25 protein-coding genes and 1 pseudogene are annotated in these 25,042 nt (G+C 58.9%); 11 read left to right on the plus strand and 15 right to left on the minus strand.

All coding sequences use genetic code 11. The features are described 5' to 3' along the window. The first annotated feature begins 21 nt into the window (after positions 1–21). The gene (locus SIB38_RS20170) at positions 22–1,032 is read left to right on the plus strand and encodes a hypothetical protein (protein WP_412550932.1); all 1,011 of its coding nucleotides are present in this window, start codon (positions 22–24) and stop codon (positions 1,030–1,032) included. 24 nt (positions 1,033–1,056) lie between these two features. Here SIB38_RS20170 and SIB38_RS20175 read toward each other — a convergent pair whose 3' ends face one another. From SIB38_RS20175 to SIB38_RS20205, 7 genes are all read right to left on the minus strand, one after another. Then, the gene (locus tag SIB38_RS20175; RefSeq protein ID WP_294118583.1) at positions 1,057–2,433 is read right to left on the minus strand and encodes an SPOR domain-containing protein; all 1,377 of its coding nucleotides are present in this window, start codon (positions 2,431–2,433) and stop codon (positions 1,057–1,059) included. Positions 2,434–2,510: 77 nt separating this feature from the next. Next, positions 2,511–3,143, minus strand: a complete 633-nt coding sequence (gene upp, locus SIB38_RS20180) for a uracil phosphoribosyltransferase (protein WP_294118681.1) — start codon at positions 3,141–3,143, stop codon at positions 2,511–2,513. Beyond that, positions 3,140–4,126: an adenosine deaminase gene (locus SIB38_RS20185; protein ID WP_412550933.1), complete on the minus strand. Its 987-nt coding sequence runs from the start codon at positions 4,124–4,126 to the stop codon at positions 3,140–3,142. Before SIB38_RS20185 ends, upp begins: the two co-directional genes overlap by 4 nt. Next, positions 4,123–5,331 (minus strand): phosphopentomutase, encoded by a 1,209-nt coding sequence (locus SIB38_RS20190; protein ID WP_294118580.1) that lies wholly within the window; start codon positions 5,329–5,331, stop codon positions 4,123–4,125. The genes SIB38_RS20185 and SIB38_RS20190 overlap by 4 nt, the downstream gene beginning before the upstream one ends. Further along, entirely contained in the window at positions 5,331–6,635 is a 1,305-nt protein-coding gene (locus tag SIB38_RS20195; protein ID WP_294118579.1) for a thymidine phosphorylase, read from the minus strand. Before SIB38_RS20195 ends, SIB38_RS20190 begins: the two co-directional genes overlap by 1 nt. Before the next feature lie 14 nt (positions 6,636–6,649). Further along, on the minus strand, positions 6,650–7,060 hold the full coding sequence (locus SIB38_RS20200) for a cytidine deaminase (RefSeq protein ID WP_294118578.1): 411 nt from the start codon (positions 7,058–7,060) through the stop codon (positions 6,650–6,652). Further along, positions 7,057–8,148 carry a cupin domain-containing protein gene (locus SIB38_RS20205; protein ID WP_294118577.1) on the minus strand — a complete coding sequence of 364 codons (1,092 nt, stop codon included), beginning with the start codon at positions 8,146–8,148 and terminating at the stop codon, positions 7,057–7,059. Before SIB38_RS20205 ends, SIB38_RS20200 begins: the two co-directional genes overlap by 4 nt. A 198-nt stretch (positions 8,149–8,346) precedes the next feature. Between SIB38_RS20205 and SIB38_RS20210 the strand changes: the two genes are divergently transcribed. Together SIB38_RS20210 and prpE are read left to right on the plus strand one after the other, a co-directional pair. Beyond that, positions 8,347–10,626 carry an NADP-dependent malic enzyme gene (locus SIB38_RS20210; protein ID WP_294118576.1) on the plus strand — a complete coding sequence of 760 codons (2,280 nt, stop codon included), beginning with the start codon at positions 8,347–8,349 and terminating at the stop codon, positions 10,624–10,626. Positions 10,627–10,883: 257 nt separating this feature from the next. Beyond that, the gene (gene prpE, locus SIB38_RS20215; protein ID WP_294118575.1) at positions 10,884–12,776 is read left to right on the plus strand and encodes a propionate-CoA ligase PrpE; all 1,893 of its coding nucleotides are present in this window, start codon (positions 10,884–10,886) and stop codon (positions 12,774–12,776) included. 93 nt (positions 12,777–12,869) lie between these two features. On the opposite strand, the gene SIB38_RS20220 is transcribed toward prpE, so the two are convergent. Then, positions 12,870–13,631 (minus strand): NAD kinase, encoded by a 762-nt coding sequence (locus SIB38_RS20220; protein ID WP_294118574.1) that lies wholly within the window; start codon positions 13,629–13,631, stop codon positions 12,870–12,872. A 189-nt stretch (positions 13,632–13,820) separates the two neighbouring features. On the opposite strand from SIB38_RS20220, the gene glyA reads away from it, so the two are divergent. The 3 genes from glyA (at position 13,821) to SIB38_RS20235 (ending at position 16,453) form a co-directional block, all read left to right on the plus strand. Then, complete coding sequence (gene glyA / locus SIB38_RS20225) at positions 13,821–15,119, plus strand: serine hydroxymethyltransferase (protein ID WP_294118573.1); 1,299 nt, start codon at positions 13,821–13,823, stop codon at positions 15,117–15,119. Between the two features lie 69 nt (positions 15,120–15,188). Then, complete coding sequence (locus tag SIB38_RS20230; RefSeq protein WP_294118570.1) at positions 15,189–15,719, plus strand: RNA 2'-phosphotransferase; 531 nt, start codon at positions 15,189–15,191, stop codon at positions 15,717–15,719. Positions 15,720–15,751: 32 nt separating this feature from the next. After that, positions 15,752–16,453 (plus strand): class I SAM-dependent methyltransferase, encoded by a 702-nt coding sequence (locus tag SIB38_RS20235; RefSeq protein WP_294118569.1) that lies wholly within the window; start codon positions 15,752–15,754, stop codon positions 16,451–16,453. A gap of 12 nt (positions 16,454–16,465) precedes the next feature. On the opposite strand, the gene SIB38_RS20240 is transcribed toward SIB38_RS20235, so the two are convergent. Then, positions 16,466–16,657 (minus strand): hypothetical protein, encoded by a 192-nt coding sequence (locus SIB38_RS20240; protein ID WP_294118568.1) that lies wholly within the window; start codon positions 16,655–16,657, stop codon positions 16,466–16,468. Between the two features lie 97 nt (positions 16,658–16,754). On the opposite strand from SIB38_RS20240, the gene SIB38_RS20245 reads away from it, so the two are divergent. Next, a complete protein-coding gene (locus SIB38_RS20245; RefSeq protein ID WP_294118566.1) occupies positions 16,755–17,630 on the plus strand; it encodes a LysR family transcriptional regulator in 876 nt (291 codons plus the stop codon). Positions 17,631–17,687: 57 nt separating this feature from the next. On the opposite strand, the gene SIB38_RS20250 is transcribed toward SIB38_RS20245, so the two are convergent. The 3 genes from SIB38_RS20250 to SIB38_RS20260 form a co-directional block, all read right to left on the minus strand. After that, positions 17,688–17,972, minus strand: coding sequence for a hypothetical protein (locus tag SIB38_RS20250; protein ID WP_294118565.1), 285 nt, complete (start codon positions 17,970–17,972; stop codon positions 17,688–17,690). A gap of 52 nt (positions 17,973–18,024) precedes the next feature. Then, complete coding sequence (locus SIB38_RS20255; RefSeq protein ID WP_294118563.1) at positions 18,025–18,705, minus strand: PspA/IM30 family protein; 681 nt, start codon at positions 18,703–18,705, stop codon at positions 18,025–18,027. Positions 18,706–18,818: 113 nt separating this feature from the next. Beyond that, positions 18,819–19,424 carry a TetR/AcrR family transcriptional regulator gene (locus SIB38_RS20260; protein WP_294118561.1) on the minus strand — a complete coding sequence of 202 codons (606 nt, stop codon included), beginning with the start codon at positions 19,422–19,424 and terminating at the stop codon, positions 18,819–18,821. A 119-nt stretch (positions 19,425–19,543) separates the two neighbouring features. Between SIB38_RS20260 and SIB38_RS20265 the strand changes: the two genes are divergently transcribed. Further along, complete coding sequence (locus SIB38_RS20265) at positions 19,544–20,722, plus strand: winged helix-turn-helix domain-containing protein (protein WP_294118559.1); 1,179 nt, start codon at positions 19,544–19,546, stop codon at positions 20,720–20,722. Here SIB38_RS20265 and SIB38_RS20270 read toward each other — a convergent pair. Continuing rightward, complete coding sequence (locus SIB38_RS20270; protein WP_294118558.1) at positions 20,719–21,093, minus strand: hypothetical protein; 375 nt, start codon at positions 21,091–21,093, stop codon at positions 20,719–20,721. The two genes, SIB38_RS20265 and SIB38_RS20270, sit on opposite strands and share 4 nt — an antisense overlap. A gap of 73 nt (positions 21,094–21,166) precedes the next feature. On the opposite strand from SIB38_RS20270, the pseudogene SIB38_RS20275 reads away from it, so the two are divergent. Continuing rightward, positions 21,167–21,938, plus strand: a pseudogene (locus SIB38_RS20275) (alpha/beta fold hydrolase). Here SIB38_RS20275 and SIB38_RS20280 read toward each other — a convergent pair. Together SIB38_RS20280 and SIB38_RS20285 are read right to left on the minus strand one after the other, a co-directional pair. After that, complete coding sequence (locus SIB38_RS20280; protein WP_294118556.1) at positions 21,905–22,108, minus strand: CTP synthetase; 204 nt, start codon at positions 22,106–22,108, stop codon at positions 21,905–21,907. The pseudogene SIB38_RS20275 and the gene SIB38_RS20280 sit on opposite strands and share 34 nt — an antisense overlap. A gap of 90 nt (positions 22,109–22,198) precedes the next feature. Then, entirely contained in the window at positions 22,199–22,954 is a 756-nt protein-coding gene (locus SIB38_RS20285; RefSeq protein ID WP_294118555.1) for a YbaY family lipoprotein, read from the minus strand. A 185-nt stretch (positions 22,955–23,139) separates the two neighbouring features. On the opposite strand from SIB38_RS20285, the gene SIB38_RS20290 reads away from it, so the two are divergent. Then, positions 23,140–23,826: a response regulator transcription factor gene (locus SIB38_RS20290; protein ID WP_412550934.1), complete on the plus strand. Its 687-nt coding sequence runs from the start codon at positions 23,140–23,142 to the stop codon at positions 23,824–23,826. Positions 23,827–23,880: 54 nt separating this feature from the next. After that, entirely contained in the window at positions 23,881–25,035 is a 1,155-nt protein-coding gene (locus SIB38_RS20295; protein WP_412550935.1) for an FIST N-terminal domain-containing protein, read from the plus strand. Positions 25,036–25,042 lie beyond the last annotated feature (7 nt).

A 25,042-nucleotide genomic window follows, 5' to 3' on the forward strand; every position in this document is an offset into this window, starting at 1 on the left:
AATGAGGCTGAGCACCCACCAATGAGCACTGCACTAGACAAATTCCAACGCTTGGAAGGCACCGCGTTGTGGCGAGAAACGCCGGACGTGCAACGGCGTGAAGTGATTGTGTCTCTGGGCGAGGCTTCCTTGGTGATCAAAGACAGCCAGGACCGCGCACTCACCCACTGGTCCTTGCCGGCCGTACGCCGCCTCAATCCGGGTCAAACCCCAGCGGTGTTTTTTCCGGACGGCGACTCTGATGAGACGCTGGAAATCGATCCGTCCCACGATGATCTGGTGGACGCCATCGAAAAACTGCGCAAAGCGGTCGCCCGGCCACAACGCGCCTCTGGCCGTTTGCGAAAAACAGTCTTGGCCCTGACCGCAACTGCTTTGGCGGGGCTGGCCGTATTCTGGCTGCCCGACGCCTTGGCAAACCACACCCTACGCGTGGTGCCCAATGTGGCCCGCCAGACCATTGGTCAGGACATGCAACAGCTCGCCACCCGGCTAACAGGTCAACCGTGCACCGCTCCTCTGGCCATTCCGGCCGTGGACGCCTTGCAAAAGCGCCTGCAAGTGCGGTCAATTTCTGTATTGCCCAGTGCACTGCGTGAAGCCATCGCTCTACCCGGCAATGTTGTGCTGTTGGGGCGCGACACCATCGAGGATCACGAAGAGCCGGATGTGGCCGCGGGTTACATCGTGGCTGCACAGGCTGCCTCACCCGATCCCCTGCGTGGCGTGTTAGAAACCGGCGGCATTCGCGCCAGCCTGCGCCTGCTGACCACCGGCGCGCTGCCGGAAGATCTGCTGATTCAGCATATCGAACTGATGATCAGCAGCCCGCCTGCGGCGGCCGCAGATGACACGTTGATCCAGGCATTTGAGCAAAAGCGGGTCCGACTACAGCCTTACGCGCTGGCGAGGGACCCATCAGGGGAAAGCACACTGGCCTTGATCGAGGCCGCCCCTTTCACCGAAGAATTGCCAGAACCGATCCTGATTGACCGTTACTGGGTGGCTCTTCAAGGCATCTGCGGCAGCTAAACGCCACCGCAGACCTCAGCTGAATTACTGACGCACAAAAGCGCCGCCAAATCCGGCGCTCTGGGTCTTGCTCAGCGCTGCATTGGCACTGTCTGCGCTGGCAAACGGACCTGCCAGCACCATACGCTGGGTCGCACCATGCCGCTGGTATTTGCCGATCCGCACCGGCAGCCCAAGACGTTTCACCTGTTTGGCCGCAGCCTGGGCACTGGCCTGATCGTTATACGTACCAACCTGCACATATGGCGTGCCTGCCAGCCGCAAAGACTTGGTGGCAGGCTGCGATTTGGTGGACACGTTTGTAGCAGCGGTATTTGGCGTTGCCGCCCGCGACACAGCTTCCGCATTGGAAGTATCGACTAATTGATACGGCACAGTCTGTGTCCACACCTGCGCCATCTGAGCCTCACCTGCGAGTGTCATTTCAGCCCGACGTTCATTCAAGCGGCCATCATCAAACGCACGACGATAGCCTTCAGGCACCACCGACACTACCTGTGTGTGTTTGTTGGCTTCATACACGTGGCGCGGCACAACCCGCACATCCGGCGCAACTTCGCCGACGCGCACAACGGTGCCAACCGGCGGACGACGCAGCGAACTGTTCTGATCAAAGCGCATCTGCGGTGGTTGCGCTGTTGCCCCCCCACGCCCGGGCGTCACCGGAGACTGGGCTTGAGGTCCGCACCGAACGGCAGAGCCTCTCCAGGATGTCACCCCTTCGCGACACGGCGACACGACACCAGCCGCGCGCGGGGCTTGATTGGAGGTCCGGCGCACGGTTGTTGTCGTGGTTTTGGGGGCCACTGGCGCAGGCTGGATCACCGTTGGTGCCGCTGCGGTGGCTGCCGGGGCAACCGTACGTGTGGTGGTTTTCTTGGTTGTTGTAGTGGTCGGACGGGCCGCGGTTGGTGTGGTGTAAAGCGGCGCACCTTTGGCCTGCTTTGGCACCTTCACTGTGCGAGTAGTGGTTTTTGCCGTGCTGGTTGCAGCGCTGCCGGTGGTGCGTGCCGTTGTTGTCGTCGCTGCCGCAGACGCAACTGCTTTTGGCGCCGCAGCCACAGCAGGTGCACCGGACTCCGGTGCTGCCGGCTGAATCTGAACAACATTTTTGTCGAGCTTTGCCGCGGCGCTGGTGGTGGTCTGGGCTTTGGAGAAGGTGGGTTTGAAGCCACAAATCACCTTGCGTTCCCGCGTCACCCGCGGCACCCAAGTTGTGGCCCCATCAACACCGGCGCGGATGTAGACACATCCACGGCTGTCAACAAACTGCTTACCCTTGAAATCGTTCGGCGGGAATTCCGCCGGGATTTCGTTTGAACTAATGGACTGCGCGGTGACCGCACCAATGCCCAAGGAACTTGCGATCACGCCGATCGCAATAACTCTGGTCAGTTTCATTTTGCCCCCACAAGATGTAGGGGCACCTTAGCCGGTTTGTTTCCAACGAGTAAACCGTTGAAAACACGAAATTTGACCTATTGGGTGCCAAACATGCGGTCGCCCGCATCACCCAATCCGGGCAAAATATAGCCCTTTTCGTTCAACCGCTCATCCAGCGCGGCAGTCACAATTGGTACATCTGGATGCGCTTCTTTCATCCGCGCCACACCTTCCGGCGCGGCCAACAGACACAGGAACCGGATGTTTTTGGCACCCTGTTTTTTCAGCAAATCAATCGCCGCCGCAGAGCTGTTGCCGGTTGCCAGCATCGGATCAACCGCGATCACCAGACGTTCATCCAACTCACTTGGGGCCTTGAAGTAGTATTGCACCGGCTCCAGCGTTTCCTCGTCACGGTACAACCCGACAAAGCCCACACGCGCCGACGGCACCAGCTCCAGCATCCCATCCAAAAGGCCATTGCCCGCCCGCAAAATCGACACCAACGCCAGCTTGCGCCCCGCCAGCGTCGGCGCATCCATCTCCACCATCGGGGTCTGGATTTTCTTGGTGGTCATCGGCAGTTCACGAGTGATCTCATAGGCCAGCAACTGGCTAATCTCGCGCAGCAGACGGCGGAACTCGCCAGTCGAGGTGGCCTGATCGCGCATGATGGTCAGCTTGTGCTGTACCAGCGGGTGATCCACAACTGTCAAATGATCCATCAGGCTTGCTCCAATCGCTTTGCTACTTTGGCTTTGGTATCGGCATCACAGAAGGCCGCGTCAAGCGCGGTCTGGTTGAGCGCCCGAAAATCACTCTCGTTCCATCCAAAGGCTTTGGAGAGCTCTTCGTACTCGCGGCGCATGGTGGTGTGAAAGAATGGAGGATCATCCGTACTGACGGTTACTTTGACACCGGCATCCCGCAATTTCTGAATGGGGTGGCTGGCAAAGTCCGGAAACAGGCCTAGCACCACATTGGAACCGGGGCAGACTTCAAGCGTGATCTGACGCGCCACCAGTTCTTTCACCAGTTCAGGATCTTCAATACTGCGCACGCCATGGCCGATACGCTCCACGTTCAGGTCTTTGATCGCATCCCAAACGCTTTCCGGGCCGCCAAATTCCCCTGCGTGGGTGGTCAGTTGCAAACCTGCTTCTTTGGCTTGATCAAAGGCATAAGCAAAGGTTCCCTGTGTGAACTGACCTTCGTCGCCGCCCATGCCAAAGCCGGTCACAAAGTCACCAGCTGTTTCTGCCGCGCAATGTGCTGTAGTTTTAGACTTGTCGGCCCCGAAGTGACGCACTGCGGTCACAACACCGCGCAAGGTGATCCCGTGCTTGGCCTCTACCGCAGTGGCGGCTTCCTCAATCGCCGCGAGGTACTCGCGCCAAGCGCCAAGGTCACCGCCGCCACAGAAGTCTGGGCTTATAAAGCTTTCGGTGTAAACAACGCCATTCTTGGCGCTTTCTTCCAGGATCGCAGTGGTCAGCCGCGCAAACTCTTCCGGCCCGGTCAACACAGAGGTTGCGTCCTCATAGGTGCTCAGAAAGTGCACAAAGTCCCGAAACGCGTAGCCGCCGTTGTCATCAAAGATCTTGCTCAGATCGACGTTCTTTTCATGCGCCAGCTGTTTGATAAACGCGGGGGGGGCCGCGCCTTCGTGGTGCAGGTGCAGCTCGACTTTAGGCAGGTCAGCAACGCTCATAAGAAACTCCTTCCACGGGGAGGTGTGATCCCCAGATGTGTGGCCACCGTTGCGGCCACATCAACAAAATCCATGATCCCGGCTTCTTTTGCGCCCACACCGGCGGCCAATACTGGCACGCGCTCACGGGTGTGGTCGGTTCCGGTCCAGCTTGGGTCATTGCCGTGATCCGCGGTCAGGATCAAGAGATCATCCGCCTTCAAATTTTGAAGGACCTTTTCGATTTCCAAATCAAACCACTCCAGCGCACGCGCATAGCCGGATATGTCGCGGCGATGGCCATAAAGGCTGTCAAACTCCACAAAGTTTGCAAAGGTCAGACTGCCATCGTCAGCGGTTTCCACCAGTCCCTGTAAATCCTGCATCAGCTTGGCATCCGCCCCCTTGGTGCAATCATCAATACCCGCCATTGTGAGGATATCGCCAATCTTGCCAACAGCGTGTACCTTGCGACCGGCATCTTGCACCCAGTTGGTCAACAGCGTGTCCGGCGGCGCAATGGCATAGTCGCGGCGATTGGTGGTGCGCGTAAATCCTGTCTCTGCATCCCCCACAAACGGCCGCGCAATCACGCGACCAATCTTCATCTCATGCAAGGTCGGCGCAAGATCCTGACACAGCCGTAAAAGACGGTCGAGACCAAAAGTCTCCTCATGTGCGGCGATCTGATAAACGCTGTCCGCAGAGGTGTAGCAAATTGGCTTGCCACTTTTCACATGCTCCGCGCCAAGATCGTTGATGATCACGGTACCGGAAGCATGGCAATCTCCTAGAATGCCATCCACCCCAGCCAGTTCACATACCAATTTGGTCAAATCGGCCGGAAAGCACGGCTGCTCTTTGGGAAAATAGCGCCACTCCCACGGCACCGGTAGCCCCGCCAACTCCCAGTGACCGGATGGCGTGTCCTTACCAGGACTCACCTCGGTGGCCGCGCCCCAAGCGCCCTTTGGCTTCGCATCCAGACCGGGCGTGGTATCGCCCGACGCCAACCGACAGGCGGCACCTAAACCCAACGCGTCCAAGTTGGGCAGCTCAAGCGGCCCGCTGCGTCCGTCCTCAGCCCGCCCTTCGGCGCAGGCCTGCGCAATATGCGCCAAGGTATTCGCGCCAGTGTCGGGGCGGTCTTCGTTGAAAAACCGTGCGGCATCCGGCGCACCGCCAATGCCAACCGAGTCCATCACCACCAGAAATGCACGTGCCATCAGCGGCTCCTTTCGTGAATGAGCGGCGGCATATCCGGCATTTGCTCGCCAATGTCTATAGCCTCCAGCACAGCTTGCGCAGCGACATCCGCCTTATCCTCTCGGCTCGCATGCACCCGCATCAGCGGGTCACCCGCTCTGACCTGCGTGCCCAAACGCACCACCTCTGAGAAGCCCACCGCAGGATCAATCACGTCGCTCTCCACCATGCGCCCCCCGCCAAGCCCGACAACAGCAAGGCCCAACGCTTCGCCCTCGATTGCGGTTACAAAGCCATCACGAGGCGCCTTGACCTCGCGGATCACCGAGGCCTCCGGCAAAAAACGCTGCCACTCCTCAACAAACCGCATTGGTCCGCCATGGGCCGCTACCATCCTGCCAAATCGTTCCGCGGCCTGCCCGTTTGCCAAAACCTCAACCATCTTAGCGACACCTGCCTCAACATCCGCCGCCAAGCCCGCATTGGCCAACAACACGCCGCCAAGGGACACGCTCAACTCCGCCAAAGGCCCGCCCTTAGAACCACAGAGCACCTCCATGCACTCCGCCACCTCAAGCGCATTACCCAACGACGGCGCCAACGGCTGGTTCATGTCAGAAATCACCGCGCTTGTCGGGCAGCCCGCAAGATTGGCCGTGCTGACCAAAGAATCCGCCAGTGCCTCGGCATCTGCGAGCGTCTTCATAAACGCCCCGCTGCCAACCTTCACATCGAGCACCAAGCCATGAAGGCCTGCCGCCAATTTCTTCGACAGTATTGAAGCCGTGATCAGATCAAGGCTTTCTACAGTTCCGGTCACATCCCGCACCGCATAAAGCCGTTTATCCGCTGGCGCGATCTCAGCTGTGGCACTGACAATCGACGCCCCGGCGTCGCGCACCACCTTATCAAACTGTGCCTCATCCAATCCAGTCTGGTAGCCCGGAATGGCCTCCAGCTTATCCAGCGTCCCGCCAGTGTGACCAAGCCCCCGCCCAGACACCATAGGCACATAAGCCCCACAGGCTGCCAAAGCCGGTGCCAGAACCAAACTCACGCAATCGCCCACGCCGCCGGTAGAATGCTTGTCGAGCACTGGTCCGGGCAAGTCCCAAGACATCGTGTCCCCACTGTCCCGCATCGCCAGGGTCAACGCCACGCGACCCTCCTCAGAGAGACCGCGCACACAAACCCCCATAGCAAAGGCGCCGGCCTGAGCATCACTGACCGTTCCGTCAGCCAACCCTCTGGCAAACCAGGCCAGTTCCTCACGACTGGGATCTTCGCCTTTGCGCAACTGCGCGATGATGGCCCGTGCGTCCATACTTTTCTCCTTTGTCAGTCGCGGTCTTGGTGGTCGGTATCCATGTGGTCGGTGCCAAACGCCCCCGGCAGCAACTCCGCCATAGTCATCGTCAGCCGCGCGCCATCCAGCGTCGCCATCGTAATTTTTGTATCTCCACCCGCAGCAAACTCCGCGAGTTTCTGGCGACACCCGCCGCAAGGCGTCACTGGCTGCTTAGCGTCTGCAACCACAAAAGCTTCGGTCAAACGTGTCTCCCCCGCCGCGACCATCGCGGCAATCGCACCAGCCTCGGCACACGTACCTTCCGGATATGCGATATTCTCCACGTTGCAGCCCGCATAAACCGTTCCGCCTTCAGAACGGACCGCCGCGCCTACCTTAAAACTCGAATACGGCGCATAGGCATTTTCGCGCACGGCAAAAGCCGATTTTTCCAAGCTCATCTCTCTGTCACTTTCGTCTTAAACGCCCCCGGCAACGTGACTTCGAGCAATTCAATGTCCGCGCTTGGATCGGCGTAGAGGGTTTTCATTCCTGGCGGGATCACAAAGGCATCCCCGGCTTCCAAGGCATGTGGCTCGCGCCCCTCACCTTCCAGAACCATCGTGCCCTGCATCACAAAGGTAAAGTGGATATCCGCATCATGGCTCGCCCATTGCGGAACGCCGTCTCCACGGCGGATCACCTGCACCCCCGCCACATCTTTCGTGTTGGTTGCAATAGTTGTGTCTCGGCACATAAAGCCCGGTAATCGGAACTCGCCCCATTCTGCAACCTCTGCCAGATTATGGACAAAGCGCTGCCCATCCCACTCGCGGTCTGGCCGCTCATGCGGGGTTGGAAGTTCCATTTCATGGTCAATCTCCGTCACATGGTCCGCTGGCACCCCAATCTCGATCACCTGCAGATCGTCACTGGCCTCACAAACCCGATGGCGAATTTCCGGCGGCTGGATAAAGCAGTCCCCCGCATTGAGACGCCGCATCCCGCCTTGATCTTCATACAAGACGTCAACCCAACCCTTGACGCAGAAAATTAGCTGAAATCCCACCTTATGATAATGCACCATATCCGGCACCGGCCCACCGTCCGGGATACGGATATGGCTGGCAATCATCGCACCACCCAACCGGTCCGGCACCAAATCTCTGTAGTGCATCCCGGCACGACCAATCACCCAAGGCGCCTGATCCGCCAGCCTGCGCACAACAAAGGAATGCTGCACCTCCGGCAGAACCAACGGCGGGTTCAGCTCTTCAATTTCGACCTTTGTACCGTTCGGCGCAGTCAGCTCCCGCGTGCCATCCGCAAACCCATCTGGATCATCCGCCAATATCCGCAGGCACCCCGGCGCTTCTTCCGCGCCTTTCTCAACGCGCAGCCGCAGGCCGTGTCCGGAAAACACAGCCACCGTCGGGTCATCCGCGGGATAAATCATATCTATCCGCATTTTGAGCACTTTGGTGTAAAAGGGGATGTCATCGCGCAATTCCTGCGTTGGCAACCGCACCTCTGCTCTGATCTCTTCCATACCCGCTCCTCACTGCACTCTGACGGCAGAATTTTCCGAGAATGTAACCAAATGGTCAAAAACTCAACGGCGAATTTGAGGCGCTTTCCGCCAAGTTACATTTGGCCATTTCCTCGGAAGAAAAACTAGTTTAATGCTGAACAAAATTTTGACCACCCCACAAACCGCCGCTGCGCCCCGCGCAAAATGAGGTCCGCCATGTCCGACAACCGCAACCAATCTCTGCGCGACGCCGCCCTGTTTTATCACGCCAACCCAAAGCCGGGAAAATTGGAGATCCGCGCAACCAAGCCATTGGCCAACGGTCGCGATCTCTCCCGCGCCTATTCCCCAGGTGTTGCGGAAGCCTGCATCGAAATCAAAGAAGACCCGGCCAACGCCGCGCTTTACACGGCGCGCCAAAACCTCGTGGCTGTGGTGTCCAACGGTTCTGCGGTTCTGGGCCTCGGCAACATCGGCGCGCTGGCCTCCAAGCCGGTCATGGAAGGCAAAGCGGTTCTGTTCAAGAAATTTGCCAACATCGACTGCTTTGACATCGAGCTGGACGAAGCTGACCCAGAAAAACTGGCGGACATCGTCTGCGCCATGGGGCCGACATTTGGCGCCATCAACCTTGAAGACATCAAAGCACCGGACTGCTTCATTGTTGAAAAGCTTTGCCGCGAGCGCATGAACATTCCTGTGTTCCATGACGACCAGCACGGCACCGCCATTGTTGTCGGCGCCGCGGCGACCAATGCGCTGCAAGTGGCGGGCAAAAACTTCGAAGACATCAAGATTGTCTCCACAGGTGGCGGCGCAGCAGGCATCGCCTGCCTCAACATGCTCCTGAAACTCGGCGTAAAGCGCGAAAACGTCTGGCTCTGCGACATCCACGGTCTGGTCTATGAAGGCCGCGAAGAGGACATGAACCCGCAAAAGGCGGAATTTGCGCAGAAAACTGACCTGCGTACCCTCGACGAGGTGATTGACGGCGCCGACATGTTCCTCGGCCTCTCCGGCCCCGGCGTGCTGAAACCGGAACTGGTCGAGAAAATGACTGCGCAGCCGATCATCTTTGCCTTGGCCAACCCCACCCCGGAAATCATGCCGGACCTAGCCCGCAAAGTGGCGCCCGACGCGATCATTGCCACCGGCCGCTCCGACTTCCCAAACCAGGTCAACAACGTCCTCTGCTTCCCTTTCATCTTCCGCGGCGCACTGGATGTCGGTGCCACCGAAATCAACGACGACATGTGCGTCGCCTGCGTGAACGGCATCGCCGAACTCGCCCGCGCCACAACTTCTGCTGAAGCCGCGGCGGCCTACAAAGGTGAACAGCTCACCTTCGGCGCGGAATACCTGATCCCCAAACCGTTTGACCCGCGCCTTGTGGGCGTGGTGTCGGCTGCCGTAGCCAAGGCCGCCATGGACAGCGGTGTCGCCACCCGCCCGATCGACGACATCGACGCCTATGTGCACAAACTCAACCAGTCTGTCTTCAAATCCGCGCTCCTAATGCGCCCGGTGTTTGAAACCGCCCGCAAAGCTGCCCGCCGCATTGTCTTCTCCGAAGGCGAAGACGAACGGGTCCTGCGCGCCGCGCAAGCGATCCTGGAAGAGACCACCGAAACCCCAATCCTGATTGGCCGGCCGGAGGTGATCGAAGCCCGCTGCGAACGCGCTGGCCTCTCTATCCGCCCCGGCCAGGACTTCCAGATCGTGAACCCGGAAAACGACCCGCGCTACTATGACTACTGGAACAGCTATCACGAGTTGATGGAGCGCGACGGCGTCACACCTGACCTCGCCAAAGCCATCATGCGCACCAACTCCACCGCGATTGGCTCGATCATGGTGCATCGCGAAGAAGCAGACAGCCTGATCTGCGGCACCTTTGGGGAATACCGCTGGCACCTGAACTACATCACACAGGTCTTGGGCAACAAATCCCTGTCGCCACATGGTGCGCTCTCGCTGATGATCCTCGAAGACGGACCTCTGTTCATTGCGGACACCCAAGTGCACGAACTGCCAAGCCCCGAGGACATTGCCCGCATCACCATCGGCGCCGCGCGTCACGTGCGTCGCTTTGGTCTGGAACCCAACATCGCGCTCTGCTCACAAAGCCAGTTTGGTAACCACCAACAAGGCTCCGGCAAGCGCCTACGCGAAGCCATCGAGATTCTGGACAGCCGCCCACGTGACTTCACCTACGAAGGCGAGATGAACGTCGACACTGCACTTGACCCCGATCTGCGCGCCCGCGTCTTCCCACGCACCCGCCTGAACGGCGCGGCCAATGTTTTGGTCTTCGCCCACGCAGACGCAGCTTCTGGCGTGCGCAACATCCTGAAAATGCGCGCCGGTGCTTTGGAAGTGGGCCCGATCCTGATGGGCATGGGCAACCGCGCCCACATCGTCAGCCCGTCGATCACCGCGCGCGGCCTGCTGAACATGGCCGCCATCGCGGGCACACCGGTGACGCAATACGGCTAAGCCGCCCTCTTTAAGTTCACAAAAAACGCGGCGGAGTGATTCCCGCCGCGTTTTGCACTTCGAAACTTCGCAACTTTGCAAAGCCCCCGACATTTTCCAGCGAACCCCAAGCAAACCCTTACCTTTGCAAAAATTTGCAGATCGCCTGAGCAAAGACTTGCAAATTTTCTGCGATAATCTGCCACGTCTCCACCGCCAAGACTTGCCGCCACGACAACCCCTCCTCTATCCATTTGTGTAAGGATAGGAGGACCCCAATGTCATATCAGGACGTCTACAACGGCTGGAAGAACGACCCCGAAGCATTTTGGATGCAGGCAGCAGACGCCATTGACTGGGACACCCCGCCCAGCCAAGCGCTCTTTGACAAGGGCGACCACATGTATGAGTGGTTCTCGGACGCCAAGGTCAACACCTGTTGGAACGCCGTGGACCGCCACGTCGAGGCCGGTCGCGGCGAGCAAACTGCCATCATTCACGACAGCCCGATCACCCACTCCAAGCGCGAGATTTCCTACGTCGAGCTGCGCAACCGCGTTGCCTCCCTCGCCGGAGCGTTGCGTGCCAAAGGCGTGGAAAAGGGCGACCGCGTCATCATATACATGCCGATGATCCCTGAAGCACTCGAAGCCATGCTGGCCTGCGCCCGTCTCGGCGCGATCCACTCCGTGGTCTTTGGCGGCTTTGCCTCCAACGAGCTGGCCGTCCGCATTGACGACGCCAAACCCAAAGCCATCATCGCCGCCTCCTGCGGCCTCGAGCCGGGCCGCGTGGTGCACTACAAGCCACTGCTGGACGGCGCCATCGACCTCGCCACTCACAAGCCCGACTTCTGCGTGATCTTCCAACGCGAGCAAGAAGTGGCTCAGTTGATCGAAGGCCGCGACTTCAACTGGCACGGCTTCCAATATGGCGTTGAACCTGCCGAATGCGTACCTGTCGAAGGTAACCACCCCGCCTACATCCTTTATACCTCAGGCACCACCGGCCAACCCAAAGGCGTGGTGCGCCACACCGCCGGCCACTTGGTTGCGCTGAACTGGACCATGAAGAACGTCTTCAACGTCGATCCCGGCGATGTGTTCTGGGCAGCCTCCGACGTGGGTTGGGTTGTGGGCCACAGCTACATCACCTACGCACCATTGATCCACGGCAACACCACCATTGTGTTTGAAGGCAAGCCGGTTGGCACGCCCGACGCGGGCACCTTCTGGCGGGTGATTTCCGAACACCAAGTCAAAACCTTCTTCACCGCCCCCACAGCCTTCCGCGCCGTAAAACGCGAAGACCCCCAAGGCGAGTTTGTGAAGAAGTACGACATGTCTTGCATGGAACAGGTTTTCCTCGCAGGCGAACGTGCAGACCCCGACACCATCATATGGGCACAAGACCAGCTGCAAAAACCAATCATCGACCACTGGTGGCAGACCGAATTGGGCTACCCGGCCATTTGTAACCCCGTGGGCATCGAGCTTCTGCCTGTGAAACTGGGCAGCCCGTCCCTGCCCATGCCAGGCTATGACATGAAAGTGCTGGACGAAGGCGGCAACGAGCTGCCGCCCGGCGAACTTGGCGCCATTGTCAGCAAATTGCCGCTGCCGCCGGGCACGCTACCAACCCTGTGGAATGCCGAAGACCGATTCAAAAAATCCTACCTGACCAACTTCCCCGGCTACTACGAAACCGGCGATGCAGGCATGATTGACGAAGACGGCTACGTTTACATCATGGCGCGCACCGATGACGTGATCAACGTCGCGGGCCACCGCCTCTCCACCGGCGGCATGGAAGAGGTGCTCGCCGGACACCCGGACGTCGCGGAATGCGCGGTGATTGGCGTGGCGGATCAGCTCAAGGGCCAAATGCCGGTCGGCTTCCTCTGCCTCAACGCAGGCGCAGACCGTGACCACGGTGAAGTTGTGAAAGAAGTTGTGAAACTGGTGCGTGAAAAAATCGGCCCGGTGGCGGCGTTCAAATTGGCCGTAGTGGTCGATCGCCTTCCCAAAACCCGCTCCGGCAAAATCCTACGCGGCACCATGGTCAGCATTGCGGATGGCACCGAGTGGAAAATGCCCGCCACGATTGATGACCCTGTCATTCTGGATGAAATTACTGTGGCGCTGCAAAGCATCGGCTACGCCACATCGTAAAACCGGAGCGGGGGCCAGCCCCCGCACCCCCGGGATATTTAGGGCAAGAAGAAGCCAGGACGGCGTGCCAAATTGAGGGCGCGCTTTTTGGTGTCAGACAAACTGCTCGCGGATCAGGCGCTCTTCCAACCCATGGCCCGGGTCAAACAGGATCCGGTGCGCGATGCTCTCATCCGAGCGGATTTCAACCGCAGCCACATTCTCGATCGAGCGGCTGTCCGCATGCGCCATCACAGGGCGCTTGCTGGCCTCAAGAACCTCGAAAGTCACTGTCGCTTGTTTAGGCAATAGAGCCCCCCGCCACCGACGGGGGCGAAATGGTGCAATCGCTGTGAGCGCCAGCACATCAGAGCCAATCGGCAGGATCGGCCCATGCGCGGAGTAATTGTACGCAGTAGACCCCGCTGGAGTACTGATCAGCGCGCCGTCACAGACCAGCTCTTCCATGCGCAACCGACCATCAATCTTGATGCGCAGCTTGGCCGCCTGCGGCCCCGCCCGCAGCAAGGACACTTCGTTGATCGCTAGCGCCTCATGCACGGAGTTGTCGACACAGGTCGCCCGCATCGCCAGCGGATTGAGCTTTTCCTCTTCCGCCGCCGCAAGCCGTTCCAAAAGATCACTTTCCGAATAGGTGTTCATCAGAAAGCCTACCGTGCCGCGGTTCATCCCATAGACCGGCGCAGGTAAAGCCTGAGTGTCATGCAACGTGTGCAGCATAAAGCCGTCCCCGCCCAGCGCGACAATCACATCCGCCTCTTCCGGTACAACATTGCCATACCGGCCAATCAGCGCCGCCCGCGCGGTCTGCGCCACCGGCGCGTTGCTGGCCACAAAAGCGATTCTTTCGGACATATTGGTCCCGGCTCCATTCAAACACCGACAGGTTTCCCTGCCCTGCCAAAGGTTTCCTATGGCGTCATATGTTTATCCCCTGCACCATCTGCGGCGTTCAGGCAAGGTGTTGCGTCGCTTTGGGACCTTTCAACACACCAACCTTTCCTTTAGGAAGCGCAGCAACGCGAACCCCATGATCTGGAGCACATGCCCATGTCCACCACCCGTGATGCTGGCTTTTTCACTGAATCCCTCGCCTCCCGCGACCCAGAGCTGTTTGGCTCGATCACCAACGAGCTGGGCCGCCAGCGCGACGAGATCGAACTGATCGCTTCGGAGAACATCGTGTCCGCCGCCGTGATGGAAGCGCAGGGCTCTGTGCTGACCAACAAATACGCCGAAGGCTACCCAGGTCGCCGCTACTACGGCGGCTGCCAATACGTGGACGTGGCCGAAAACCTCGCCATCGACCGCGCCAAAGAGCTGTTTGGTTGTGACTTCGCCAACGTGCAGCCAAACTCCGGCTCCCAAGCCAACCAAGGTGTGTTCACCGCCCTGCTGCAGCCAGGCGACACCATCCTCGGCATGAGCCTGGACGCCGGTGGTCACCTGACCCACGGCGCCAAGCCAAACCAATCCGGCAAATGGTTCAACGCCATACAGTATGGCGTGCGCAAGCAAGACAGCCTGCTGGACTACGATCAGGTGCAGGAACTGGCCAACGAGCACAAGCCAAAGATGATCATCGCCGGTGGTTCCGCCATCCCGCGTCAGATCGATTTCGCCAAGTTCCGTGAAATCGCAGACTCCGTGGGCGCTTACCTGATGGTCGACATGGCCCACTTCGCCGGCCTGGTTGCCGCAGGCGAACACCCATCCCCGTTCCCATACGCGGATGTGGCCACCACCACGACCCACAAAACCCTGCGCGGCCCACGCGGCGGCATGATCCTGACCAACGACGAAGCCATTGCGAAGAAAGTGAATTCCGCGATTTTCCCTGGCATCCAGGGTGGCCCGCTGATGCACGTGATTGCTGGTAAAGCGGTAGCCTTTGGCGAAGCGCTGCGCCCAGAATTCAAAAAGTACCAAAAGCAGGTGCGCGCCAACGCAGTCGCTCTGGCCGATCAGCTGATGAAAGGTGGTCTGGACATCGTCACCGGTGGCACCGACACCCACGTGATGCTGGTCGACCTGCGCCCGAAAGGCGTGAAAGGCAACGCCACCGAGAAAGCGCTCGGCCGCGCCTACATCACCTGCAACAAAAACGGCATCCCGTTTGACCCGGAAAAGCCAATGGTGACTTCCGGCATCCGCTTGGGCACCCCGGCAGGCACCACTCGCGGCTTTGGCGAAGACGAGTTCCGCGCGATTGCCGACATGATTGTAGAAGTGGTTGATGGCCTCGCCGCCAACGGTGAGGAAGGCAACGCAGACGTGGAAGCGGCAGTAAAAGCCAAAGTCGCAGATCTCTGCGCCAAATTCCCGCTGTACCCGAACCTCTAAGGTCACGTACACCCAAAAACTTGTAGGCCGTCGCTGGACTTTCCAGCGGCGGCCTTTTCTTTTGGCAATATGACCAAAGATGATTTGAAAAAGACCAGCAAGTATTTGAGCTACATCCTTCGGCACGCACCGGACAGCATCGGATTAACGCTTGATGCACAGGGATGGGCGCAGGTCGCTGACCTAATTGCGAAATCTGAGCATCCTCTCACACATGACCTCATTGCCGAGGTGGTGCGCACCAACGCAAAGCAGCGCTTTTCCTTGAACCTCGACGGCTCCCGCATCCGGGCAAATCAGGGGCATTCGATCCAGGTCGACCTCGGGCTTGCCCCCAAAACGCCCCCGAGCATTCTGTTTCACGGCACTGCCAAAACCAACCTGGCGTCCATTCGTCAAAATGGATTGCTCAAAGGCACGCGGCACCATGTGCATCTCTCCGACAACACCGCAACCGCCAAGGCCGTAGGTGGGCGCCATGGTTCCCCGGTTGTACTGACGATCCGAACTGAGGAAATGGCTCAGAATGGCCATACCTTTTATCAATCCGCCAATGGCGTTTGGCTGGTAGATCACGTACCACCGCAATTTCTTGAATAGCGCTTATTACAGACGGTCAGCGGAGCACGACAATGACAGACGGTTGGGACGCCTCGGTTGAGGCCTGGATTGCGTCAATGGGAGAGACTGGCGATTTTAGTCGGGAGCATGTGCTCGACACCCCGATGCTGGAGCGCTTGAGGAGGGCTGCTCCAGAGGCGGTGCTGGACCTCGGCTGTGGCGAAGGGCGGTTCTGCCGCATGATAGCCCCAAACGTGGATCATGTTGCGGGCATTGATCCCACCGAAGCGTTGATTTCGCACGCAAAGGCCAAAGGCGGTGCCGACTACCACGTCGCGCGCGCCGAGAACCTGCCGTTTGACAACAACAGCTTTGACTTGGCGGTCAGCTACCTGTCGTTGATCGACATACCGGACGTCCCCATAGCCTTAGCAGAGGCGCACCGCGTGTTGCGCCCAAACGGGCTCTTGCTGATCGCCAACCTGAACCCATGGACCACCGCCAGCCAATCCAAGGGCACGCCGGTCAAAAACTCCGACGGCACCACTACGCTCACAATGGACCGCTACCTAGACGCTTTCCCGAGTTGGGCGGAGTGGAGCGGCATACGCATTCAAAACTGGCACCGACCGCTGGCGTTCTACATGCAGGCGCTGTTGAACTGTGGTTTTCAGCTCACCCATTTTGACGAGCCTAAAGCCACCGGCGGCGCGCGGGCGGAAAGCTACAACCGCGCGCCCTATCTGCACATTATGGAATGGCAAAAGCGCTAACGCGTCGCTGCCTTACCAGCCAAACAACTTGGGCCGCGCCCCATCTGTCGCCTGATCCAGCACACTTTTGCGGGCAAACCGGGCACGGCGATCCTCACGCCAATGCGGCTGTAGTTTGGTCTCTGATACTGGTGTTGCGTCCTTGTCCGCCCAATGCGCCTGACGGGTGGCCACCTGAAAGCTATTTGAAAGAATTCCCAACATATCTGGCACTCCTTGTGTTGATCTGATCCAAACATGGTGGACAGAGCGCGGAAAATCGACTCAATATGCCATTCAATATGTAAGTCAGGATTACAATATGGATTGGTCCTCCCTACCCTCTCTCGCCGCCCTGCGCGCCTTTGAGGCCGCCGCCCGTCACCAGAACTTGAGCGCCGCTGCCCGCGAACTCAATGTGACCCACGCCGCGATTGCCCAGCATGTGCGCAGTCTGGAAGCCGACCTCTCCACGCCACTATTGTTTCGCTCCGGACGTGGTGTGGCGCTCACCGAAGAAGGCCGCCATCTGGCGCAGCATCTCTCCGATGGGTTTGAGGTGATTGCCGAAGGTGTCTCCGCGCTTCAGCGCTCCAAAGAGGACCGTCCGCTGTCGGTCAGCGTCACCCCCTCCTTTGCCGCAAACTGGCTCATGCCTCGCATTGGTGGCTTTTGGCAGGCGCACCCGGAAATCTCGCTCAGCATCAATCCTAGTGTTAGTTTGATCGACCTCCGTAGGGACGGCTTTGACATGGCCATCCGCTTTGGCAATGGGCAATGGCCGGGCGTGGCCTGCGAGTTGCTCACGTCTGGCGAGTTCTGGGTGGTGGCCTCCCCCAAGCTGCTTTCCACGAGCAAAACAATTACTCTGGCGGAGGCCGGAAACTACCCGTGGCTAATGGATCTGCACATGCTGGAATGGCGGCAGGTTGTGGAGGACGCCGGTCTGGATCTCAACAGCGTGGACATGACCTCGCTGGAAACTAATGAGCTTGTGCTCTCCGCCACCGTGGCTGGCCTGGGTGTCTCGGTACACCCCAAATCTCTGGTCGAACGCGAGGTCGCCTTTGGCACGCTCAAACAGATCTGTAGCCTGCCGCGCACCGACCTGGGCTATCATCTGGTCACCCTGCCCCGCCCCCTAAGCGCCAAAGAACGGGCCTTTCGCAAATGGCTGATGGCGGAGGCCAAGGCATAGCCCAAACAGAAAGCACCCGAGCGCAAACCCGGGTGCTTTTTGAATTTTTGCGGTGCCTTACGCGCCGGGCTTGCCGTCCAACAGCGCCTCTTCCAGCATCTTCTCGTCACGCACTTCTTCGATGCGGCGAATGCGGTCTTCGCGCTGCTGGTTATCAAATCGGTACTTCACCACGTTGATCAGGCTAATGGTCAGAAGCACGATGCCCATGCCCCAATAGCCTTTCGTCGACAGCGGCACGTCAGTTGACAGCCAAAGGGAAATGCCAAGCAGCACATAGGCCAAGGCCACACCGGCCATGTTGAGCATCAGGATGGTGGAATTGTCATTGCGGTCAGTCATTTTGGTTTCTCCGAATTCTATGGGTCAAAAGTGCGTTGCTATCTGCGGCGATTTAATTGGATTGAGTTTTCAGGCGATCCAGCACCGAATGCGCTGTGGTTTTGTCCGACGCGCCAAACCCGGCATCCGCCATACGTCCCGCGATATCGCCATGGTTCAGGCCACTGTCGATTTCGCGCAGGATTTCGCCTTGCTCAAACGGATCATCTTCGCCCGTAACGCGGGAGATCAGCGCCTCAGCCTCTTCAAACGGGCTGTCGCCTCCCAAGTGGCGGTTCACTTTGCGCTGAATGCCTTGCTCCTTGCGCACAGCGCGCGCTGATACGGCCCCCTGCTTCAGGTCGATGATGCGGCGATGTGCGGTCTCCACACTCTGGCGCAGCTGCATAATCCGCGCTTCTAGGCGCGCTTGGGTTTGCTGGCGACCCGCCAGTTCGTTTTCCAGATCGGCAATGGCCTGCGCCGCTTGCTGCGCGAGGTCTTCCCTCTCCGCCGCAAGGGCCTCTTTTGCCCGCGCCAGCAAATCCGCAATGCGCGCTTCCAGCGTTTCAATCTGACGTTGCTCCGCCCGCTCCCGCTGGATCAACCCGGCCAAAGCCACCTTTGCCGCCTTCAGGTTTGCGCTCGCCTCTCGAATTTTTTGGTCAATCAGCTCAATGGCATAGACGTCACGCACCTGTTCTTCGGCCCGGGCGTTTGCCCCTACAATCAATGTTTTCAAAGTTCCGAACATCTGTCGCTCCATTTTTGAACATCGTTCACAAATAAGGTGATAGAATTTTCCCGAACATCGTTCAAGACAAAAATTGAACGATGTTCATTTTTCTTTGAAGCACCTGTTTTTGCTTATTTTTCCATGACCACTTCCGGGCCAATCCGGGACAAAACCTGCGCAATCATGGTCCGAATGTGCTCCGGCGGCACGCCAGAGATGCGATTCTCCAGCCCCAAAAGCACGATTCCATGCACGGCCGAGAACATCGCACGAGTCATCAACCCCAGTTCCTCTTCGCCCATTTCCGAATAAAGCTCCGACAGGGGCGCGCGAATATTGGCAAACAGCGCTCCCAGTGAGGACAGATACCATTCCGGCACCGCCCCATCCTCTGTCATCTCCACATCGAACAACGCCCGCCACAGCTTTGGATGCGCGGCGGCAAACTCAAGGTAGGCGTTGGACATCAGGATCAACCTCTGGCGCGGGCTTTCACTGCCATCATAAGAGGCAGACACCGCCGCGCCGAGCTTCTTGAACGTGCGCCCGTTCACTTCGAGCACAAGGTCATGCAGGTCATCAAACACGTTGTATATGGCTCCAACCGCGCAGCCTGCCCCTTTGGCCAGTTCCCGCGCTTTCAGGGACGACAGTCCACCCGCTGCAATCTGCTCTTCCGCTAATTCGATCAGCTTTATGCGCAACGCCGCGCGCCGCTCTGCCACTTTGCCAGCCATAGTGCCCCACATATTGAACCACGTTCAGGCATACGCGCCCGCAAAACAAATGCCAAGTCCGCTGACCAACCCGCAAAAATGTTCTTTCTTTGTTCGAACCCTTCCCCTAGCGTGCGGCCATGAGTTTACGTATTTCAAACCGCGACGCCCGCCACCTCTGGCTCTCTTTACAAGGTCTGTCCGACACCCCCACTGGCCCCGCCGACCCGCGCGCCATCATTGGCAAACTGGGCTTTGTGCAACTGGACAGCATCCAAGTCCTCTCCCGCGCGCATCACCACATCCTTTGGTCTCGCAACCAGAATTATCGCGAACCGATGCTCAACAAACTGCTGGCCGAAGACCGCACGGTGTTTGAGCATTTCACCCATGACGCCAGCGTCCTGCCCATCGAGACCTACCCCTATTGGCGCGCGCAGTTTAAGCGCCGCAAATCTCACATGGACCAAAAGGGCTGGTTCAAAACCGCGCTCACCAAAGTCAACACAGCCGACATCAAGTCCCGCATCGCGGACGAAGGCGCGCTGTCGACCGAGGCTTTTGACACCAAGATTGAAGGCCCCAAAGAAATGTGGTCCCGCCCACCGCACAAACAGGCGCTAGATTACCTGTGGTACGCAGGCGAACTGGCCACCTGCTATCGCCACAACTTCAAAAAATTCTACAACCTGCCGGAACGCGTCATCCCGGATGCGCTGCGGCACACAGAGATTGACCAAGCCGAGCAAATCAACTGGCTTTGCACTCAGGCACTCGCCCGCCTTGGCTTTGCCACCTCTGGCGACATCAAACGCTTTTGGGAAGCCGCCGAAACCGCAGATGTGAAAGACTGGATGAGCAAAACCGATCTCATCGATGTCGAAGTGCAAACCGCCAACCGGCAGTGGTTACCGATGCAAGCCCCCGCCGACATCGCTCAGCGCTTGGAACAAATCACCGCACCCACCTCTCGCCTACGCATCCTCAATCCGTTTGACCCGGTGATCCGCGACCGTGACCGTCTTTTCCGCCTGTTTGGTTTTGACTACCGCATCGAAATCTTCGTTCCCGTAGCTAAACGACAATGGGGCTATTACGTTTATCCGCTTTTGGAGGGGGACCGCTTTGTCGGGCGCTTAGAGGCCAAGGCCAACCGCAAAAAGGGCGAAATCACCATCACACAGCTTTGGTCTGAAACCGGCGTGCACTGGACCGAAGCACGCGCCGCCAAACTGGACGCAGAACTCACCCGCATGGGCCGCTTCATAGGCACGCCAGACATTATGTGGGAGTGCGACCGCGCGCCAAAAACCGCTTAGACTAGCCCTTGCCAGCGCAACACAAGGATCACCAAAACCACAACCACCAACAGGTTGAACACCAACGCCGCTGCCAGATTGAGCAAAGCGCCTTTACGCCGATCCGCCACGTCGATGGTCTCCAAATGCGCGACAATCTCGTCAAACGCTTTGGCCACGGCCGCGCCATCCACCTGCATCATCAGCTTCGGATGCCCGCCGAGCCTTTGCGCCTCTACAAGCACATCCGCCTGCCGATGCAGCCGTGCCGGCACCCTGCGCCCAATTTTCTTCATCGCCCGGCTCAAGGTCTTGGCCCGCACGCCAAATTTCTCCTTGGCCAGTTCCAAAAGCCGCGCCTCTTTGGCCTGAATGTCCTGCGTCGTCATCATGCGCGCACCCTAGACCGCGCACGCAGAACACTCAACTCTGGAACCCGCCCGCACAGCGCGCTATCACACCGCCATGTTGAACGTGATCGAACATGGCACTGCCACCGCTGAACCGGACCTTCTGATTGTGCACGGGCTGTTTGGCTCCGGCCGCAACTGGGGCGCCATTGCCAAAAAGCTCTCCGCCACCCGCCGCATTCTCTGCGTCGATCAGCGCAACCACGGCCTCAGCCCGTGGTATGACAGCCATTCCTATCAGGACATGGCCGCCGATCTGGCCGAGGTCATCACGGCTCAGGGCAAGCCGCTGGATGTGCTTGGCCATTCCATGGGCGGCAAAGCCGCCATGGTGCTGGCCCCTCACGCGTCCCGAACTGGTTAACCGCCTGATCGTGGCGGACATCGCGCCCGTGACCTACACCCATGACCAGAATCAGAACATCGAAGCCATGCGCGCCGTCGACCTCTCCAAGGTAACCAAACGCTCTGACGCCATGGCGCAACTTGCCGAACATCTGGACGACACCACGCTGCAAACCTTCTTCACCCAGTCGCTGGATGTGAAAGAACAACGCTGGCGCCTCAACCTGGATGTGCTGGGCCGCGAGATGCCAAAAATTCTGGACTTCCCCGAGGTCGGCACCGCTTACGGCGGCCACACACTGTTCCTGTCCGGCGCCACGTCAGACTACGTCACGCACGCCTACCGCCCTACAATCCGGGAAAAATTCCCAAAGGCCCGCTTTGCCAAAATCACCGGCGCGGGCCATTGGTTGCACGCGGAGAAACCGCGCGAGTTTGTTGCCTCGGTTCAGGCCTGGTTGGATTTGGACGGGCGCGCATAAAGCGCCTGCGCCACTTTCCAGCTGGCTGGAAAGGCAATCACAAAGCCGATCAGCGCATAGGCAAACAGCATCAAACCGCTGTTCACACCGGTCACCAGCGCGGCGATCACGCCCACACCGGCCAAAGTGGACCCAATAAAGATATGCAGAATCATTGCCAGTCGCAGCATCGGCTGTCTCCTTCACGTTGCTGACCGCAGATGTGACGCAAAACACCCACTCCAGCTTTGATTTGGATCAGCCGACGCCAAATCCCCCGACTATTGCGCCAGCAGCGTCATCACCACTGTGCCCTCTGCATCAAGCAGCACAGTGTGCCCAGCGCGCACGCCAAACCCAGTCACGTTTGACAGCGTCTTGAAGAAGTCTTTTTCCTGCTGATCCAACTCACCGGGACAGGCCATCCGCGTTGTCGCCAACGGCCCAAACGCCAACTGACCATCTTTCTCGGTGTAGCTGCCCGAGAACCGGTTGCAGCCGCTCGTGCCACTGACCTTGCCGTCTGCGCCAAACCGGATTTGCGGCACCTGGGACGTGCCCACGGTTTTGTCGTTCATCTGCACCACCAGCCATTCATTGCCCGCGAGCGCGCTCTCAGCAGGTTTCACCATACGCTCCACCACCACATCCACTGTTTCAGGGGCATCATTGGTCAATGCCGGAAAACTCTGCGTACTGCGCCACAGCACATCCTCCCCTACACGGATCACCGCCCGCACCGAATACCGCCCACGCTCTTCAACCATGGCGTCATCATAGCTCAGGCGGAAATTTACCGGCACCTGCCCCTCCGGCCGCAAGGTCTGAGTGGCGAGGACTGTCGACTTCACGTCCATCTTGCTCACGTCTTCCAACGTGACCTCCACAAGCGCCTCCGGTGGCAGGGCAATCTTTTCGCGATACATCACCGATCCATGTAGATCCTGTATCTCTGCCATCACGCTCCCCGCGCCCAGAGCCAGCACCGCCGCAAGGCTCATGCGCATGCCAGCAGTTCTTAATGTTGAACGGTTCATTCTATCGCTCCCGACTTGATTGCGGTCATCATACCCTACCACCTAGGCGCGAGAATACCGCATCCCAAGGGGGAAAGTTTCCCTCGGCAAAGCCTTGCCCACGCGCGCGGCTCCTCCTAGGAAATCGCGCAGGATACGACCTTTGACCCCCTTGGCGTGGCACCACGCTCTGCTAGGCTACCCCCATGCCAAATGATGTTGCTTCGCCAGTTCTCAAACGCTTCTCCAACGCTCTTGTGGTGGACGATCACCCCTTGTTTTGCGACGCGTTGGTTATGACGCTCCAGGCCATCGCGCCGATCACAGACGTGGCAACCGCACCCTGCCTGACCGACGCTCTGACGCGCTTGGAAAACACCCCACACCCAGATCTGGTTGTGCTGGATCTGAACCTGCCGGACGTGGACGGGTTTGACGGCCTTCTGCGCCTGCGCAAAGCAACCAATGCCAAAATTCTTGTGGTCTCTTCGATGGCGGACACCCGCATCATCAATGCAGCGCTCAACGCCGGCGCGGCCGGATTTGTTCCCAAACACAGCCAACGCGACATGTTCCGCCGCGCTCTGGAAGCCTTGGCCGAGGACCGCAGCTTCCTGCCCGAGGGCCACATGCCCACCCGCGACGAGGACGACACCACTCGGGATGCCGTGGCGCGCCTGGCTAGTTTGACAACACAACAAGCCCGCATTCTTGACTTGATTTGTGAAGGCAAACTCAACAAGCAGATCGCTTTTGAACTCTCCATCGCGGAGACCACTGTGAAGGCCCATGTCACGGCGATCATGCGCAAATTGGGCGTTCATTCGCGCACGCAAGCAGTCCTGATCGCCAAAGAGGCCAACTTCGAGGGACACTTGCGCAGCAGCGGCTAGGCAGCCTAATCTTCCACAAGCGGCTTTGAGGTGGGCTGCGGGAGGATTGCCAGCATGGATGCCAGCGCGCCCCTGACAGGGGCAAACATCGTGCGCACAGGGTTTGCGCCCTGTGACGCACCAGACGCAGCCGACCAACTTGTCGCTGCATTGGGGCCAGACCCCTTTGCCTTGGTCATTCTATTTGTATCCCCCCGCACCAATCTGGACACCTTTTTTGCCGGCATTAAAGGGCGATTTGGTGCCGCCGAGGTTGTGGGCTGCACCACGGCTGGCGAACTCACGGCAACGGGCTACACCGAAGGCGAGATTGTCGCTGTCGGCCTACCGGCCTCCCATTTTGCCGCCCGCACGCTCTTCATCGAGGATCTCACCCGCATCCAAGCCGAGGCGCGGATCACCGATATGATCCACAACCGCAAAGCCCTTGCCGCAAGCCATCCAACTTGGACGTCAGAATTCGCTTTTCTAATGGTGGATGGCCTTTCTACCCGCGAAGATGCCTTGGCTGCCGATCTCTCTATGGGTCTTGGCCCGGTGCCGCTGTTTGGCGGCTCCGCAGGGGACGGCGAAGATTTTGGCCAGACGCATATCTTGTACAAAGGCGCGTTTCACAGCAACGCGGCGGTTTTGGTGCAGCTTCGCTCCAGCTGTCCTGTGCATGTGTTCAAAACAGACAATCTCCTACCAACTGAAAAACGTATGGTGGTGACCGGTGCCGACCCGACCACGCGGCGTGTCTATGAAATAAACGCCGAACCGGCGGCTCGAGAGTACGCCCGCATTCTTGGCAAAGATCCGGAGCAGCTGTCCACCTTCACCTTTGCGGCCCATCCAGTGGTGGTGCGCATCGGCGAACAAACCCACGTGCGCGCCATTCAGCGCGTGGCCCAAAACGGTGACCTGCAATTTTTCTCCGCAATTGACGAAGGTGTGGTGCTCACTTTGGCGGAACCAGAAGACATGGTGGCCCATCTGGACCGCGAACTCAGCGCCTTAGCCAAAGACCAGACACCCGCCATGATTTTGGGCTGCGATTGCGTCCTGCGCCGGGTTGAGGCCACCCAAAAACAGATTACGGGTGACATCTCCCGCGTCCTCGCCAAACATAACGTGGTGGGCTTCTCCACCTACGGCGAACAGGTCAATTCGATGCATGTCAATCAAACCTTCACCGGCGTCGCCATCTACCCTCCGGAAGCGGACTGACACCACA

It is taken from the genome of Shimia sp. MIT910701, from assembly GCF_047126315.1.
Classification (GTDB): domain Bacteria; phylum Pseudomonadota; class Alphaproteobacteria; order Rhodobacterales; family Rhodobacteraceae; genus Shimia.